The organism is Candidatus Methylomirabilota bacterium (assembly GCA_027293415.1).
In the GTDB taxonomy this organism is placed as follows: Bacteria; Methylomirabilota; Methylomirabilia; order Methylomirabilales; family CSP1-5; genus CSP1-5.
Map to the genome: position 1 here is coordinate 1 of JAPUFX010000135.1, position 15,098 is coordinate 15,098.

The 15,098-nt window shown below is 58.3% G+C and carries 15 protein-coding genes; 6 read left to right on the top strand and 9 right to left on the bottom strand.

What is annotated here, in order from left to right:
* Positions 1–77: 77 nt before the first annotated feature.
* From O6929_09805 to fabG, 5 genes are all read right to left on the bottom strand, one after another.
* Positions 78–860 carry an enoyl-CoA hydratase-related protein gene (locus O6929_09805; GenBank protein ID MCZ6480679.1) on the bottom strand — a complete coding sequence of 261 codons (783 nt, stop codon included), beginning with the start codon at positions 858–860 and terminating at the stop codon, positions 78–80.
* 3 nt (positions 861–863) lie between these two features.
* Positions 864–1,730 carry a 3-hydroxybutyryl-CoA dehydrogenase gene (locus O6929_09810; GenBank protein ID MCZ6480680.1) on the bottom strand — a complete coding sequence of 289 codons (867 nt, stop codon included), beginning with the start codon at positions 1,728–1,730 and terminating at the stop codon, positions 864–866.
* A 723-nt stretch (positions 1,731–2,453) separates the two neighbouring features.
* The gene (locus O6929_09815; GenBank protein MCZ6480681.1) at positions 2,454–3,632 is read right to left on the bottom strand and encodes an acetyl-CoA C-acyltransferase; all 1,179 of its coding nucleotides are present in this window, start codon (positions 3,630–3,632) and stop codon (positions 2,454–2,456) included.
* 439 nt (positions 3,633–4,071) lie between these two features.
* Entirely contained in the window at positions 4,072–4,599 is a 528-nt protein-coding gene (locus O6929_09820; GenBank protein MCZ6480682.1) for a transcriptional regulator, read from the bottom strand.
* A gap of 57 nt (positions 4,600–4,656) precedes the next feature.
* On the bottom strand, positions 4,657–5,403 hold the full coding sequence (gene fabG, locus O6929_09825; protein ID MCZ6480683.1) for a 3-oxoacyl-[acyl-carrier-protein] reductase: 747 nt from the start codon (positions 5,401–5,403) through the stop codon (positions 4,657–4,659).
* 358 nt (positions 5,404–5,761) lie between these two features.
* On the opposite strand from fabG, the gene O6929_09830 reads away from it, so the two are divergent.
* The 6 genes from O6929_09830 (at position 5,762) to O6929_09855 (ending at position 10,674) form a co-directional block, all read left to right on the top strand.
* A complete protein-coding gene (locus O6929_09830; GenBank protein MCZ6480684.1) occupies positions 5,762–6,184 on the top strand; it encodes a MaoC family dehydratase in 423 nt (140 codons plus the stop codon).
* A gap of 188 nt (positions 6,185–6,372) precedes the next feature.
* A complete protein-coding gene (locus O6929_09835) occupies positions 6,373–8,163 on the top strand; it encodes an ATP-binding protein (protein ID MCZ6480685.1) in 1,791 nt (596 codons plus the stop codon).
* A gap of 17 nt (positions 8,164–8,180) precedes the next feature.
* Entirely contained in the window at positions 8,181–8,960 is a 780-nt protein-coding gene (locus O6929_09840) for a hypothetical protein (GenBank protein MCZ6480686.1), read from the top strand.
* Positions 8,961–8,964: 4 nt separating this feature from the next.
* Entirely contained in the window at positions 8,965–9,633 is a 669-nt protein-coding gene (locus tag O6929_09845) for a hypothetical protein (protein MCZ6480687.1), read from the top strand.
* Between the two features lie 91 nt (positions 9,634–9,724).
* On the top strand, positions 9,725–10,408 hold the full coding sequence (locus tag O6929_09850) for a ThiF family adenylyltransferase (protein MCZ6480688.1): 684 nt from the start codon (positions 9,725–9,727) through the stop codon (positions 10,406–10,408).
* Positions 10,405–10,674, top strand: a complete 270-nt coding sequence (locus tag O6929_09855) for a hypothetical protein (protein MCZ6480689.1) — start codon at positions 10,405–10,407, stop codon at positions 10,672–10,674. The genes O6929_09850 and O6929_09855 overlap by 4 nt, the downstream gene beginning before the upstream one ends.
* Before the next feature lie 14 nt (positions 10,675–10,688).
* Here the strand turns inward: O6929_09855 and O6929_09860 are convergent, their stop codons facing one another.
* From O6929_09860 to O6929_09875, 4 genes are all read right to left on the bottom strand, one after another.
* Positions 10,689–11,273, bottom strand: a complete 585-nt coding sequence (locus O6929_09860) for a hypothetical protein (protein ID MCZ6480690.1) — start codon at positions 11,271–11,273, stop codon at positions 10,689–10,691.
* A gap of 562 nt (positions 11,274–11,835) precedes the next feature.
* Entirely contained in the window at positions 11,836–13,569 is a 1,734-nt protein-coding gene (locus O6929_09865; GenBank protein MCZ6480691.1) for a LysM peptidoglycan-binding domain-containing protein, read from the bottom strand.
* Between the two features lie 172 nt (positions 13,570–13,741).
* A complete protein-coding gene (locus O6929_09870) occupies positions 13,742–14,602 on the bottom strand; it encodes a patatin-like phospholipase family protein (GenBank protein ID MCZ6480692.1) in 861 nt (286 codons plus the stop codon).
* 20 nt (positions 14,603–14,622) lie between these two features.
* Entirely contained in the window at positions 14,623–14,973 is a 351-nt protein-coding gene (locus O6929_09875) for a divalent-cation tolerance protein CutA (GenBank protein ID MCZ6480693.1), read from the bottom strand.
* Positions 14,974–15,098 lie beyond the last annotated feature (125 nt).

Below are 15,098 nucleotides of genomic sequence, written 5' to 3' on the forward strand. Positions count from 1 at the left end.
GAACAGGTTCTGGCCGGCGTCGCCTCCTTGCAGTCGGCCCTCGAGAAAGGCGGCACACAGGGCCATCGATAGCGGGGCTACCTCCCTTTGAAGTGGGGCTGCCGCTTCTCAAGGAAGGCGTTGACCCCTTCCGTCTTGTCCTCGGTGGCAAAGCAGACGGCGAAGGTGTTGGCCTCCAGGGTCAATGCGGCCATAAGATCAATCTGATATCCCCCGTCGATGACCCTCTTCGCGAGCTCGAGTACCACCGCACCCTTGCTTATGACCTGCTGAGCGAATTTCCTCACCTCCGTCATCAGGTCGGCGGCCGGGAAGACCTTGTTCACGAGGCCGATCCTGTAAGCCTCCTGCGCATCGATCATCTCTCCGGTGTAGATCAGTTCTTTCGCCCGCGGCTTGCCAATCAGGCGGGCGAGGCGTTGTGTGCCGCCCCCCCCAGGAATGAATCCCAGATTCACCTCCGGCTGGCCGAACCGGGCCCGATCCGACGCGAAGATGAAGTCGCAGGCGAGGGCCAGCTCGCACCCGGCTCCCAGACAAAAGCCATTGACGGCTGCGATGATTGGCTTCTTCAGGCGCTCGATCCGGTTGAAGGCTGCCTGGAAGGCCTGAGAGGATTGAAGGGCCTCCAGGGGGCTCAACTGCTGGAATTCGGTGATGTCGGCACCAGCGGCGAAGGCCTTCTCCCCAGCCCCCGTCAGGATCAAGACCCGAACTTCTTGGTCCGCCTCGGCCTGGTCCGACACCCGGGTAAGCTCCTGGATCATCATCCGATTAATCGCATTAAGCGCCTTGGGACGATTCAAGGTGATGAGGGCGACCCCATCGGTGACCTGGTAGCTCAGCGTCTGATGGTCCACAACTTATTCCTTTCTCTTGTGTTCATATGTGTAAAAACCGCGGCCCTTCTTTTGGCCGAGGAAGCCAGCTTCGACCATGCGAACAAGGAGAGGACAGGGACCGTATTTGGGTTCCCCAAAACCCTCGTGAAGGGTCTGCAAGATGGCGAGGCAGACGTCGAGGCCGATCAGATCAGCCAAGGCTAGAGGGCCCATAGGGTGGTTCGCACCGAGTTTCATCACATTGTCGATGGCCTCGGCGGTTCCTACCCCCTCCATCAGGGCGTAGATCGCCTCGTTGATCATGGGCAAGATGATTCGATTCGCAAGGAAACCGGGAAAATCGGTGGCCCTCACAGGGGTCTTGCCTATCCGCTGAGCCAGTTGGTGGGTGACGGCAACTGTTTTTTCTTCGGTGGCGAAGCCCGGGATGATCTCTACCAACCGCATGATGGGGACAGGGTTGAAGAAGTGCATCCCGATGACCCGAGAAGGGGCGGAAGTGGTTGAGGCGATCTTGGTGATTGAAATGGAAGACGTGTTCGTGGCCAGGATCACCTCGGGTCTGCACGCCCGGTCGAGTTCTTCGAACACACCCTTTTTGACCGAGAAGTTTTCAGCCACTGCTTCGATGACAAAGTCGGCATCGGCGCAATCGGAGAGGGCGGTAGTCAAGGTGAGGTTTTTGAGCATTTCCCCTTTCTGGGCCTCAGTGAGCTTTCCTTTTTCCACCCCTTTGGCGAGACCGAAAGTAATCCGGCTCTTGGCACTTTCAAGGATGTCTTTTGCCACATCCTCGAGGAGGACCTGAAGCCCTGCCTGGAGGGCCACCTGAGTGATTCCATGTCCCATGGTCCCCGCACCCACCACGGCAATAACCTTGATGTCCATCCTCCAGTCCCTCCTTTCAGGGTAAAGTCGCGTTCGGAGTCCCGACTTAGGACGGGGATCCTTTGCCCTTCAGATTCTCTCTACGATGAGAACAATCCCCTCTCCGCCACCGAGGCAGAGGGTAAGAGTCCCCGTCGGGCCTAACGTTCTTACATGAGGTTCAAGAGAGTGGTCAGGATGCGGGCTCCCGTGGCACCAACGCGATGACCCAACCCCCCCTTTGACGTTCACGCGGTCCTCCGTCACTCCCAGGATGTGCATGTTGGCTGAGGCGGCCGCTGCAAAAGTCTCATTGATTTCGAACTGTCGTACATTCAAGAACGGAAGCCCGGGACCCTCTCTTCCGCTCCCTTCGCCTAGCCCACCCAAGAGGTTAAACCAATAAAACACGGCGCGTTAATAGTCAATGGATTTTTGCGCGGCATCAGAATAATTAATGCCTAGATTCAACTGCTAACGTTTAAAGGGATCCATGGCTAGAAGGCTGGTAAGTAACGGTGAAAGGCTACCCTTTGAGCGGGATCCAGAGATCCACGATAAGGAGAGCGGTGGGAGCGTTGATGGCGGTTGAAGCGCCGGTTCGACCCCTCCATGGAAAAGTGCGCCACCGTCGCCATTAACTACCAGCGAAATGAGGCATCAGCCAAGGAGGTCGTTCAGGAAATCGAAAGGATGGGGGGAAGATCGGGCGATATCTATCAGGCCGAGGTGAGCGACCGACGCTCAGACCCTCTCCACGATCAGAGCGATCGCCTCTCCTCCGCCGAGGCAGACGGTGCACAGTCCCCGTCGGGCCTGGCGTTCTTGCATGAGGTACAGCAGGGTGGTGAGGACACGAGCGCCGGTGGCACCAATAGGATGACCCAGCGCCACCACGCCTCCCTTGAGGTTTACGCGGTCGTCGGTCAGGCCGAGAATGCGCATGTTGGCCAAGGCCACCGCCGCAAAGGCCTCATTGATCTCAAAGAGGTCAATATCGTCGATTGTCAAACCGGTCCGCTTTAAAACCTGCTTGACCGACTCTGCCGGCGCAAGCGTGAACCATTCCGGTGCCAAGGCCGCCTCGGCAAATCCCACGATCCGGGCCAACGGCTTGATTCCCAATTGCGCGGCCCGCCTTCCCGATAGCACGGTCAACGCCGCGGCCCCATCGTTCACGGATGGCGCGTTCGCCGCTGTAATCGTTCCACCTTCCTTGAACACGGGTTTCAGCGTTGGGATCTTCTCAAGCGCCAGGCGGTTCGGTTCCTCATCCTCCTCCACGAGGCTTGTCTCGCCCTTGCGTCCGGTCACGGGAACCTGAATGATTTCGGCCCTGAATTGTCCCTCGCGCTGCGCGCTCAAAGCGCGCATGTAGCTCTGCAGAGCAAATCGGTCCTGTTCCTCCCGAGAGAGCTCGTATCTTGCAGCACACAATTCCCCGCACAGACCGACGTGCATATCGTTGAGGACATCCCAGAGACCATCGTGAATCATGCTGTCGATGAGCTGGCCATGCCCCATCCGGTACCCGTTCCGGGCCTTGTCCAGCAGATACGGGGCCCGGCTCATGTTCTCCATGCCGCCAGCCACCAGGATCTCGGCTTCACCACTTCGGATGGCCTGGGCCGCCATCGTGACCGCCTTCAGGGCAGAGCCGCAGACCTTGTTGATCAAAGTTGCCCCGACCGACTCAGGAAGGCCAGCCGCGGTAGCCGCTTGTCGCGCAGGAGCCATACCCATCCCGGCGCTCACGACGTTTCCAAGATAAACCTCGTCAACCTGGGCAGGCTCGAGGTGTGCACGACGCACCGCTTCGGCAACGACCAGGCCCCCCAGCTTGGGTGCCGCAACCGACGCTAAAGCTCCGCTGAAGCTTCCGATAGGCGTCCGGACAGCGCTCCCGATGACGACATCATCCATCACGAGCCTCCTTCCTCTATGCTGCGCTCTTCGGGATCCATTCGGCCAGTGCTATGCCGGGTCGACAGTCTTTATGTTCCGGAACGTGTTGCTCGATCTTATACCGGCAGCGCGGGCAGCAAGGGCCGAGATGGTAACCGTGGTCCCAGCAAAAGCTCCCTTCGATTTCGAGGGTGGATGTCTGCTTTCCTCCTGGCTCGTCAGCTGCAGTTCTTGCTCCAGGAAGCGGTTGACCATTTCGAAACAGATCCATCAGACTTTCCTTGCGGTTGGTCGATCCAGATGACACAATCGCTAACTAATATAACACTATGCGTCATAGATGTCAAGATGATTTTGCGCTGCATTAAAGAACGTGAATACTTGGATTCAAGTGTCTGATTTCAAAGGGGCATATGAGGGAGGAGACGAAAGTTTTGGGGAGAGTGGTGAGGAATGGCTAGGTAGTTTCGACGGGGCTTTTCTCCGGGTCTGTGATCCGCTTCTCCAAGCGCTCAAGGCTCTCCTTGAGCAACTCGAGTTCGGCTTTCAAAAGGGCTTCGGCGGTCTGCTCGGTCTGCTCCGCCGAGGTTTTTGGGGACCGATCGGGCTTCCTCCCCGGAGGTCCCCAGCCCCTCATTGCCACTTCCTTCCAGAGTTTTCCCGCTTCTCGCTGTGTGGTCGTGAAAGTCTCCAGGCTCGAAAAGAGCCCCCGCTGAAAGAGATGTTGGAGCGATTCCCCGTACTGGATCAGTTGGTGCAGGAAGCTGACCGGCACGAGGTTTTTGTGCTTCTTCTCCTCCTCCAGGATGATCTGCGCCAGGGTGACCGCGGTCAGGTCTTCGTGTGAGGTGGTATCCACCACCTTGACCTGCTTCCCCTGCCGGATGAGACCAGCAATCTCCTCGAGCCTGATATAGCGGCTTCGGCTGGGGTCGTAGAGCTTCCGGTTGCTATACTTTTTGATGAGGACAGGATCATCCGCCATTGGACAACCTTTCCATGAATGCCGCGGGGACATCCCATTTGTGGCAGCAGGGGTCCCTCACATGTACATCCCTCCATTGACGTTGAGCACGTGACCGGTAATGTAGCTCGTTTCATCGGAGGCCAGAAAGACCACTGCTTTTGCTACGTCCTCCGGCTTGCCGAACCGGTGCATGGGAATCTGGGCGAGGACCTTCTCCTTGACTTCGTCGGGGGTACCGGCCACCATCTCGGTCTCGATGAACCCGGGCGCAACAGCGTTGACGGTGACCCCTTTCGCGGCGAACTCCTTGGCCAAGGTTTTCGTCAAGCCGAGGAGCGCTGCCTTGGCCGCCGCATAGTTCGCCTGACCGAAGTTCCCCGTCTGACCAACGACGGACGAGATGTTAATGATCCTGCCATAGCCTCTGGCCTTCATCGCCACGACGAAAGCCTTCGTGCAGTGGAAGGCGCCGTCTAGATCCACCGAGACCACGGCCTTCCAGGTCTCATAATCCATATTGATGAAGCTTTTGTCGCGATTAATGCCGGCGTTGTTGACCAAGATGTCCACGCGTTCAAACCGTTGGAGGATCGCACCCCGCATGCGAAGGACCTGCGCGGGGTCGCTCACATCGGCCTGATAGATATCGCCCGATCTTCCCCCCATCCTTTCGATTTCCTGAACGACCTCCTTGGCTGATGCCTCATTTCGCTGGTAGTTAATGGCGACGGCGGCCCCCTCCTCGGCAAGGGCTAACGCAATCGCCCGGCCGATCCCCCGGGAGCCCCCGGTCACCACGGCGACTCGCCCTTTTAGCCTCATCGCATCCTCCCTCCGCTCTGGAACGCCGTGATTCAGCTACTCATAACAAAGTCTACCATCGCCTTGGTTTCGAGGCAATGTCTAATCTGAACATCGTAACTTGTTAAATCAAAGGCTATTTCTGGCACAACATAGGTCAGATTGGGGAGACCGCGTTTTGGGCGTTATGACGCAGCCGCTATAACGCATATGCTAAAAAAACTTGACAGCCGGACACCCATTACCTTGTAATAGTCATAGAAGGAGCGAAAGGATAAGGTAATTTTCCCAACGACACCTCGGAAAAGGAGGAAGGGAAAGCATAGGCGATCGCTAGCGGATCGGCGTGGTTGCCGAGCGACTGTTGAGGAGAGACTCAATGCGCGGGAAGACGATGGACGGGCTGGAGCTCGGGCAGAAGGCCGTCATCGTGAAGACGATCACGGCCGCAGATATTGAGCAATACTCCACCCTGACAGGAGATCGGAACCCCCTGCACACCGATCATGCCTTTGCCAAACGGACGCGATTTGGGGAACCTATCGCGCAAGGCATGCTGGCGGCCAGCGTGATCTCGGCGTGTATCGGCAGTCGGCTGCCCGGCCCCGGGACGATCTATCTTTCCCAAGAACTCCGATTTCTCAGGCCCGTGAAGATTGGCGATACAGTTATCGCCCGTGTCGAAGTGACCGAACTCATCAGAGAAAAGCACCGGGTTCGCCTCAAGACGACCCTTCACAATCAGCGTGGAGAGCCGGTCATCGAGGGTTCTGCGCTGGTGATCCCCCCCTCCCACCACTAGCAATACGCACTTCACTAAAGGTTGCTTCCGTCTCGGCTGTGGGGCTCTAGTGCCGTCACGAGCGGCGCACTCTCTTGCCCTCAGCCCGAGGCCGACGTTCCTACCGCGATTCATCCGCGGCACCTTCGTGTTTTTCTTAGCTTTGAGGGCCCTTACGTTGACAGGGTGCTTGTAATCCCATAAAATGCATGCGTTCGAAGGAGACCCGTTCCCGCAAGGATATGGTGGCGGTGAGGCCAATCCCGCAATGGGCTGAAGATCTCTATGAGCGGATGGAGGCAGACACCTCGAGCCTCTTCGTCCTCCACCATAATATCGCCGATTACGCCCCCCTCAATCAGAGCTTTCTCCCCTTTTCGACCTTTCTCACGCAGTGGCTGGGGATAACAGATCCCGTCATTTTCTACAATCGCTCCATGGGCCTTCGCTTTCCCAATGACGAGAGCGAGCGCCGATTTCGAGAGGCGGCTGGTCTCAAGGCCAAGCCCGTTCAGGACGAGCGAGAGGCATACCTGGAAGAGCAGCGGCAGCGGGCCTTAAGGGCGTTAGGCGAGGCGACCGGTGCCGAGCCTCCCCTTCCTACTCATGCCAGCAAGGTTGTTCCACTCATTGGTCAATGCCTCCGGTCGGGACGTCTCCGGAATGGCAGCCGGCGCGCGATCGTGGTCCTGGAGTACGCCGAGAGTATCGCGCCAGCCGCCGATTTTTCCTGTATGAATGAGGACGATCGAAACAATTTGGTGGCTCTGCTCAGCCTCGCAACCGATCGCACCGTCCGGGAGCAGGGCGGGATGGTTCTCCTCACCGTCAGCAATCTGGCCGACTTGCACCCGGCGCTGCGACAACCGGGCGATCGGGTCGAGCTCATCGAGGTTCCTCTCCCCGATGAGGGGGACCGGCTTGAGTATATCGAGCACCTGTTGGACCAGGATGGCGCGACCCTCAGCATGAGTGCAGAGGCCTTTGCCCGAGCGACCGCCGGTCTGACCCGGTTGCACCTCGAGCAGCTCTGGCGCCAGGCGAAGGCTAAGGGGTCTCCTTTGACCTTTGAGGAGGTCAAGAGGCGCAAACGAGAGATCCTGCGGCACGATCTCTACGGGATCGTCGAACTGGTCGACCCGAGTTTTGGACTCGAGGCCATCGGGGGGCTTGCAGCGGTCAGGGAATTCTTCCGTGAAGTGATCCAGGCCATCCGGGATGGGGACGTGAAGATGGTCCCTCGTGGGATCACGCTCGTCGGTCCGCCCGGGGTGGGGAAGACAGCGGTGGCCGAGGCGCTGGCCAAGGAGTGCGGCTTCAATTTCGTCAAGATCACTAACCCGCGGGAGAAATGGGTGGGGGCCTCGGAACGGAACTTCTGGAAGATTCTTCAATCCCTCCGATCGTTGACCCCTCTGGTAGTTTTAGAAGATGAGGCAGATCAGACCGAGCAATCCCGGGACGAAATTAGTGGCGATTCCGGAGTGACCAACCGGATTCGTCAGATGCGCTTTGAGTTCACCGGAGACCCTACCATCCAGGGAAAGGTTTTGTGGATCCGGATCACAAATCGTCCGGACAAGCTAGATCCCGCGGAGCGTCGCTCAGGCCGGTTCAGCGAGCGGATTCCCCTGTTGATGCCGGACGCGGATGAGCGGCTCTCTATCTTTGCGCTCATGCCAAAGAAACACGGCTTTGTCACGGTGAACGTGAACTTTCCTGCCCTGGCGGACCTCTGTGAGGAGCGCTTTCCGGGACAAATTACGGGTGCGGATATCGAGGAGATTTCGCTCAGGGCCTACCGCCATGCCAGGGTTCGGGGGGCGGATGAGGTTGCGGAAAAAGATTACCGCTGGGCTATTGAGGACTTCATCCCCTCTCAATCGGAGGAGCTGATCCGCCGGCAGGAGCTCATGGCGGTCGCCCACTGTTCCTCCCGCCGCTTCCTCCCTGAGCGGTACCGGGATCTCGGAGTCGACGAGGTCCGATCCCTCGGGTAGTGCATCGGGAGGCGTTGATGGGGGAGTATATCGAGATTGAGGGAGGGGTGGTTCGTCTCCTCCGTCATAGTGGGCAGGGCGAGGCCGTCCTCGATAGAGAAGTCTCGCTCCATACCTTTCTCCAAACCCTCCTTGCTACCACGGGCGGTTTCTGCCGCCTTCCTGTCCTTCCCATCGGCACACGGTTCGTCCTGGGCCGGGGGTCGGATCTGCTGATTGCCGTGGAGCAGCCCCCCCAGGTTCGCCACTTCACCTGGCGGCCGGCCGGGCCGCAGGGAGCGGCCCGAGATTATGCAGTGGCCTTTCCCTACATTCTGTACCTGTTGCTCTTCCACGAGGAGTCCTTCGACGAGATGCGAATTTACTGCCGCCCTGCTCCGCTGACCTCGGATACTGACCCCCTGTATCTGTCAAACCTTTGGAATGTTTCCGCAACGGAGATGCCCATGGCCAAGTGTCGGGCCTGCCTTCAGGGTCGCCCTCCGTTCGACGATCTGACCCTCGCCGCGCAAGTGCAAGCTGTCATCGAGTTCTTCTGGGGGACCGGTTTCAATACCGCCATCGAAGAGAGTTGCTTTCAGCGGGCGGCAAAGCGCGATAGCCGCATTGCCACCCTGGAGGCGTGGGAAGTGGCGAGCCGACAGAATTCTCTTTTCCCCCTCGGGGTGGATTGGGAGCCAGTGGGGATGGGTCTCAGCGAGATTGCGGATGGGCTCATGGCCTGGCGGGGGGCTCCCCCACCTATTGACGATACAGCGGACTTGGTAGATCTCATCTATCGGGTCCAGGAGGGGTGAGGGATTGTTCCCGATCTATCTAAAGGAGCCGGGGTTTCACGAGCCCGAAGAGTCGATTTACTATCTGGTGACGAGGGACGGCCTCTTCCAGGTCAAGCGGACCCCCCTCTTTCGCTCTCGGATTCGGGTCCCGGGGCTCTCATGGCTCGAGGAAGAGCAGGAAGGCGCAGATTTCCTCCTTCCGGTCATTCCAGCGAAGATCTTGGGGGAAACCATGGCCTTCTTCCGGGAGGTCTTTCGGAAGTATCGTGCCGAGGCTGCTGTCCTTGTCTATATCCGCGAGGGGGATGGGGAGTACGAGATCCGGATTCCCCCCCAGACGGTGGCGGGAGGGCATTGCCGGTATGAGGTCGGTCCGAACCCTGCCGGCCTTCGCCGGGTAGGGACGATTCACAGCCACGCCGCGGTCGAGGCCTTTCATTCGGAGCTGGATGATGTGGACGAGCAGTATGACGATGGGGTCCATGTGACCATTGGATCCCTCCACGCGAAACCCACCGTCTCTTGCTCGCTCGTCGTGGACGGTCGGCGCTTCGATCTCCGGCCGGAGGCGATCCTAGAAGTGATGCCGTGGCAACTGGACCCGACAATCCGGCTCGAGGACTCGCAGGAGGTGACAGCAGAGCCCCCGCCCGGAGATTCGGATCCCACCGGCCGGCCCTCTGCCATTTAAGGAAGGGTCCAAAGTCCGAGGTCCGAAGTCGACCAGTCTCCTGGGGTCTTCGGTTTTTGACGCTGGACTTTGGACGTCGGACGAATAGACAATGATGGAGATCAAGGTCATCGGTATTGGGGGGATTGGCTGCGCCCTTCTCCCTTTCCTCGCCAGGTATCTCAATTACCGAGGGGAGCGGGTGCGCATCGCCCTCATTGACGGGGATGAGTTTCAGCGGTCAAATGCGGACAGACAAGCCTTTGGGACGTTGGGAAACAAAGCAAAGGTGAAGGCCGGTGAGTTGGCTCGAGAGTTTGAGGGCCTTTCCTTCCGGGCCGTCCCCGAATATATCACTGAGACGAACATCGCCCAGCACCTCCAAGAAGGGGACACGATTTTTCTCGCGGTAGACAACCATAAGACGCGAAAGTTGGTGAGTGACTATTGCGAGAAGCTCACGGCCATGGCCTTGATTTCTGGGGGGAATGATTTTACGGATGGCAATGTTCAGATTCATATCCGTCAAGGAGGTCGCGACCGAACGGCACCTATCACTCGATTTCATCCGGAGATTCGGGATCCCCAAGATCGTTCACCTGCAGAAATGTCGTGTGAGGAGCTGATGGAGCGTGGTGCACCCCAGCTCCTCTTTACGAATCTCACCATTGCTTCGGCGATGCTCAACGCGTTCTATAGCACCTGCGAAGAAAAACTGCAGTACGGCGAGGTATACCTTGATATCATCGAGGGGAAGAGCAATCCGCTCAAGCGCGAGGGAGAGCGAGAGCCATGACCGAGCCACTGAAACAGGCGCAACGGGTGCGTCCGGCATCCCCGACAGGGACGCAGGAGACCGTGAGGGTTATCTATGGGGTCCATTCCCTTGACGCGAACGTCGCCGGTCGAACCGTCGGAGAGATCCGCGCCGCGTTGAGGCAGGCGTTGAACATCGGCCCCCAGGCCGTTGCGGTCGTTGATGGCCAGGAAGTCAAGGAGAGTTTCGTTCTTCAAACAGGGGAGATTTTGGAATTTGTCCGCCTTGCCGGCGAAAAAGGCTGAGGGGAAAAATCACTTTAGATTGAGAGAGGCCGTAAGAGCGTGAGTGAGATGCCCGCCACTAGTGGGATGGTGACATTGTCATCCACAGGTAGGGGAAGGACCTCCGTCACCGTAGCGATCGAAGCCACCAAAAAGGAGGTGGCGGGGGAGAAGAAAGGGAGCATCACCAGGCAGGCAGTGATCAGAAAGGCGACTGTTCCCGCCAGGGTTTTCCTCTGACCAATCCGATAACCTCCAACCGCTTGCCCAACAACCGATGCGGCAGTGTCGGCGCAGGCCAGGATCAAAAGGGCGGCAATGGCGATGGTCCGCTCGAACATGAGGATGGTGAACCAGCAGGCTAAAAAATAATACGTCGCCCCCGTGAGGCGGTTCTCTTCCCCGGGGCGCATGGCTACCTGGAACAACAAACGAAACCAACGGTTCACGGCAGGCCACCAGAGGCGAAGAAGGTCTGCCCCGATGAAGGGGAGACCGAGGGTCCCCAGGATGAGGAGGGCCTCGAGCTTTGTCAGATTGAGAACCAGATAAAGAAGAGGAATAAGGCCGCCGACGAGGTGAATAATCTTACGAGCCGACTCGGAAGATGGAAGCAGCACCCACCCCCTCCTTTTCCGATCCCCTCAGTTCAACGCTAACAGGTACTGCCCGTCGTGGATCTTCTCGACGACCTCCTTGATCGTGAAAGTCGTCCGCTCATCTCTCTCCGCCGTCCCCATACCATAGGGACGTGGGGCAGTCAACGTCTTAAGCGATTGTCCGAGGCGCAGGCCACGGCCCAAGCCCCGGTGAGAAAATAGATTGCTCAAGGGGGGGTGCACTCGTCGTGGAGAAGGGTCTTACGAGGGGTGAGGTTCTAGAAGTGTATCCAGGAATGAGGACTAGATGGATGGTGGAACACCAACCATCTAGAACCGACGGGGAGCAAGTACGGGTTTCGGAAGAGGGGAGAGTGCGCCTGATACAGTGTGCAATGTTTGCACGATCGTGCAAGGTTTGCACGTCCGAATCAATAACTTGTAACAGGTCAGTGAAGCGGAAATAGATCAATGCTTCCAGCTGGAGGGTCTCAGGAAGTGGGCAGGGGGAATTTTTTTGAGGTGATGAATCCAGATGAATTGGGGGGTCTGGACGGGGTGAATGAGAGAATGTTGCAGGTTATTACAACGCTTGAGGTCCCGGAGCCTGGGTGGGGACCGGGACAGTAATCCTGGTGCCCGCGCGGATCCGGTGTGGATTCTTCAGCTGATTCATCTCCATCAGGACTGGCACGGTGGTTCCGTGCCGCTGGGCGATGGTAGACAGTGTCTCGCCTCGACGGACCCGGTGCTGGCGCCATGTCACGTGACGTGCTTGGGGAGCTTCAGGGTGAATCCGCAACGTGTGGCCGGGGTAAATACGGGAGCCGTTCAGGTTGTTCCAACGCTTCAAATCCTGGGTGCTCACCCGATGGGCGCGACCGATATCCCAGAGGGTGTCGCCGCGCCTGACGACATAATGTGAAGAATTTGAAGATGAAAAGATTTTCTCGTTCTTGCCTGGCCTCGTGGTGCTTGGGGCCTGGGCGACGGTAAAAGCGGGGACTGGAACAGTAATCCTGGTGCCCGCGCGGATTCGGTGTGGATTCTTCAGATGGTTCATCTCCATCAGGACCGTTACCGTAGTCCGAAACCGCCGGGCGATGGTAGAAAGAGCCTCCCCTCGCCGAATCCGGTGCTGCCGCCACACAACACGGCGCACCTGGGGAAGCTGCTCGAGAGCCTCGAGGAAGTTGGCTCTACTTCCAGGGGGAAGGTTAAGAAGATATCCCTCCTGAGGCGGGGTCACAAGGCGCCTCAGCTCGGGGTTCAGATCCTTGAGTTCTTTTATGCTCACGCCGGCGGCCTTGGCCAACAGCCGGAGATCCGTGGGCTGAGGCAAGGCGACTTGGTCCACCTGCCACGGTTGCTCCACGGGTGGTTCGAAGCCGTACGCCTCAGGATCCTTGGCGATGATGGTCATTGCCATAAATGCAGGGACGAAATACCTGGTTTCCCGGGGGACTTTGAGATTCCAAAAGTTTGTGGTTCTTTGGCGTCGGATGGCTCGTTTGACCTTTCCCTCACCCGAATTGTAGGCGGCAATGGCTAAAGGCCACGAGTGAAATATTGCATACAATTCCGAGAGGTAATCCGCCGCCGCGGCACTAGCCTTCACCGGGTCTCGGCGTTCGTCCACCCACCAATTAGTCGTTAAGCCATATTTACGGCCGGTCCCTCTTATGAACTGCCACAGGCCCACTGCCCTCGCTCGGGAGTAAGCGTAAAGCTTAAATGAACTTTCAATATAGGCCAGGTTTACTAGGTCCAGGGGCAGACCCTTTTCCGCGAAGATCTCCCGCATCAGGGGAAGATATCGACCCGAGCGCTCCAGAGCCTTGGCGATTTCATCCCGCTTCTTGGTGCTGAAGAGATCAACGAATCTCTGTACCCGCCGGTTCAATTCTATAGGCACATCGTAACTGATCTCCGGTTTCACTGGGGGCGAGAGTTCGGGAATGGCTTGCTCCAAGGCACGCAAATCCTCGGAAGTGATCAGCGAGCCTTCCCCGTCAAAGGGGATCTCGGTCATTAACTGGATCGCGGCTAACTCGTCCGAGAACGCTTTGACTTCCTTCAACGTTTCTGCCCGGCGTCTCGCCACCTCATGTGTCACGCTTGCACCATCGCTCAGCAGGAGGTCACGGGCGCGGCTGAGCAGTGTCATCGCCTCGTGGTCCTGGCCCATTTCCGCCTGCCGCTTGGCCTGGCGGAGGAGTTCGCGGGCCTCCGTCAGGAGAAGATCGTCGGATAGGACATCCGTCGCTGTGATTGAGGAGGTCGGAGGACGCGGTATGGCAAGCGCCAGCGGCGGCATGTGCGAGTAGAGAGGTTTCTGTGGGCCATCTGATTCCCACGTCGGCCGGGGACTGCTGGGGGGTGGCACGGTGCTATTACGAAGAGCGAATGGGCCAGTACAACCCATAAGGAGGATGCTGCTTACAGACAGCAACCTCGTCAACCTACGCTTAGAACCCACCCTCTCCTCCCTATAGTGCCGCGGTGGACGAGTGATCTTCACCCAGACGTCCTAGCGCTTTGCGAAGAGCGGGAAGGACGCGTTGGGTGGCCTTATACCCGGCTTCCTCAATGGTGTCAAGCCTATCGAAGGCAAATATTCCGTGCGACTCAATCGCCGCCGAGGACACCTGGAAGACCTTTGCTCCTTGAGCCTTGCAGCGGTGTACTTCCCAGAGGCTCGGAAGTCTGCTGACATCTCGGTAAAAGCGCCACAAAGCATCACCCAGGGGTCCTGATGCTCGTCGCATTGGGGGGCCAAGATTCACCGCCAAGACTACCCGTGCTCCCCTTTCTACGGCTTCCTTCACGGGGAGATTGCCGCTCATACCGCCGTCCAAGTAATAGTGTTTCCCCACTCGGACCGGCGGGTGGGAGGGGACGGCGGTACTGGCTAGGATCGCCTCTACAACCGAGTCGGTCGGTTGGTCCCCGAAGACCACCCGGCCCGGTGGAAGGAGGCGAGTTGCGGTAATGTAGAGGGGAAGAGGGAGTTGGCTGAAGGTCAATCCCCTCAAGCCGAGTGCCTCTTCAATGAAGGCTCGCCGTCGCTCAAGGGAAATCAGGCGCCACGTATCCCAGAAATTCCCTTCTTTCACCTTCGTCTCGTTGTGCAATGCCTGTGCCACCAGCTCCCTAAGGATTCCTAGAGCCTCTCCCCTGCTCCCTTCTTTGCAGAGGTAGGCGCCAACGATCGCCCCGATGCTGACCCCGACCACTCGCTCCGGCACGAGTTGCCCCTCCGAAAGGGCCCGCCAGACGCCAAGGTGGGCAGCCCCCCGGGCTAGACCCCCGCTGAGGACTACGCTGAATCGGTTGGGGGACTTGAGCATTGGTGGAAAGTGATTTGAATTCACCGGGACTCGGAGTGAGAGGTGGAGTCGTCGATCCAGGAGAGGTAGTCGGGAAGGCCAGAGGTGATCGGTATGGCGATGATCTCGGGGACAGTATAAGAGTGCAGGGCCCTGACTAGGGCCTGTACCTTAGGGAAAAGATCGGCCCGTCCCTTCCCGATAAGCAAAACCTCCCCCTCCTCTTGGACCTTGCCTTCCCACCAGAAAAAGGATCGGACTGCCGGCACAAGGTTCAGGCAGGCGGCAAGTCGCTCTTCCAAAAGGGACCTAGCGATCCTCTCCCCCTCCTCGATTGAGGCGGTAGTGATGAAAAAGACAATGTGGTTCGCCCGGCCTTCTGGTTGGGACATCGAGTTGTGATCCCGTTCGTTCCCCAGGGTATCACTTATGGTGTGACTCGATTCTGGCGACACCCGGAAGCCCTTGATCTCTAAATAGGTCGACCGAGCCGCACCCTTCAGTTCATCCAAAACGT

What these genes read in the sequence shown, in the direction of transcription:
- O6929_09810 (MCZ6480680.1), bottom strand. Translation starts at nt 1,730, where the DNA reads ATGGACATCAAGGTTATTGCCGTGGTGGGTGCGGGGACCATGGGACAT.
- O6929_09815 (MCZ6480681.1), bottom strand. Translation starts at nt 3,632, where the DNA reads ATGGATGATGTCGTCATCGGGAGCGCTGTCCGGACGCCTATCGGAAGC.
- O6929_09820 (MCZ6480682.1), bottom strand. Translation starts at nt 4,599, where the DNA reads ATGGCGGATGATCCTGTCCTCATCAAAAAGTATAGCAACCGGAAGCTC.
- fabG (MCZ6480683.1), bottom strand. Translation starts at nt 5,403, where the DNA reads ATGAGGCTAAAAGGGCGAGTCGCCGTGGTGACCGGGGGCTCCCGGGGG.
- O6929_09830 (MCZ6480684.1), top strand. Translation starts at nt 5,762, where the DNA reads ATGCGCGGGAAGACGATGGACGGGCTGGAGCTCGGGCAGAAGGCCGTC.
- O6929_09835 (MCZ6480685.1), top strand. Translation starts at nt 6,373, where the DNA reads ATGCGTTCGAAGGAGACCCGTTCCCGCAAGGATATGGTGGCGGTGAGG.
- O6929_09840 (MCZ6480686.1), top strand. Translation starts at nt 8,181, where the DNA reads ATGGGGGAGTATATCGAGATTGAGGGAGGGGTGGTTCGTCTCCTCCGT.
- O6929_09850 (MCZ6480688.1), top strand. Translation starts at nt 9,725, where the DNA reads ATGATGGAGATCAAGGTCATCGGTATTGGGGGGATTGGCTGCGCCCTT.
- O6929_09855 (MCZ6480689.1), top strand. Translation starts at nt 10,405, where the DNA reads ATGACCGAGCCACTGAAACAGGCGCAACGGGTGCGTCCGGCATCCCCG.
- O6929_09865 (MCZ6480691.1), bottom strand. Translation starts at nt 13,569, where the DNA reads ATGCCGCCGCTGGCGCTTGCCATACCGCGTCCTCCGACCTCCTCAATC.
- O6929_09870 (MCZ6480692.1), bottom strand. Translation starts at nt 14,602, where the DNA reads ATGCTCAAGTCCCCCAACCGATTCAGCGTAGTCCTCAGCGGGGGTCTA.
- O6929_09875 (MCZ6480693.1), bottom strand. Translation starts at nt 14,973, where the DNA reads ATGTCCCAACCAGAAGGCCGGGCGAACCACATTGTCTTTTTCATCACT.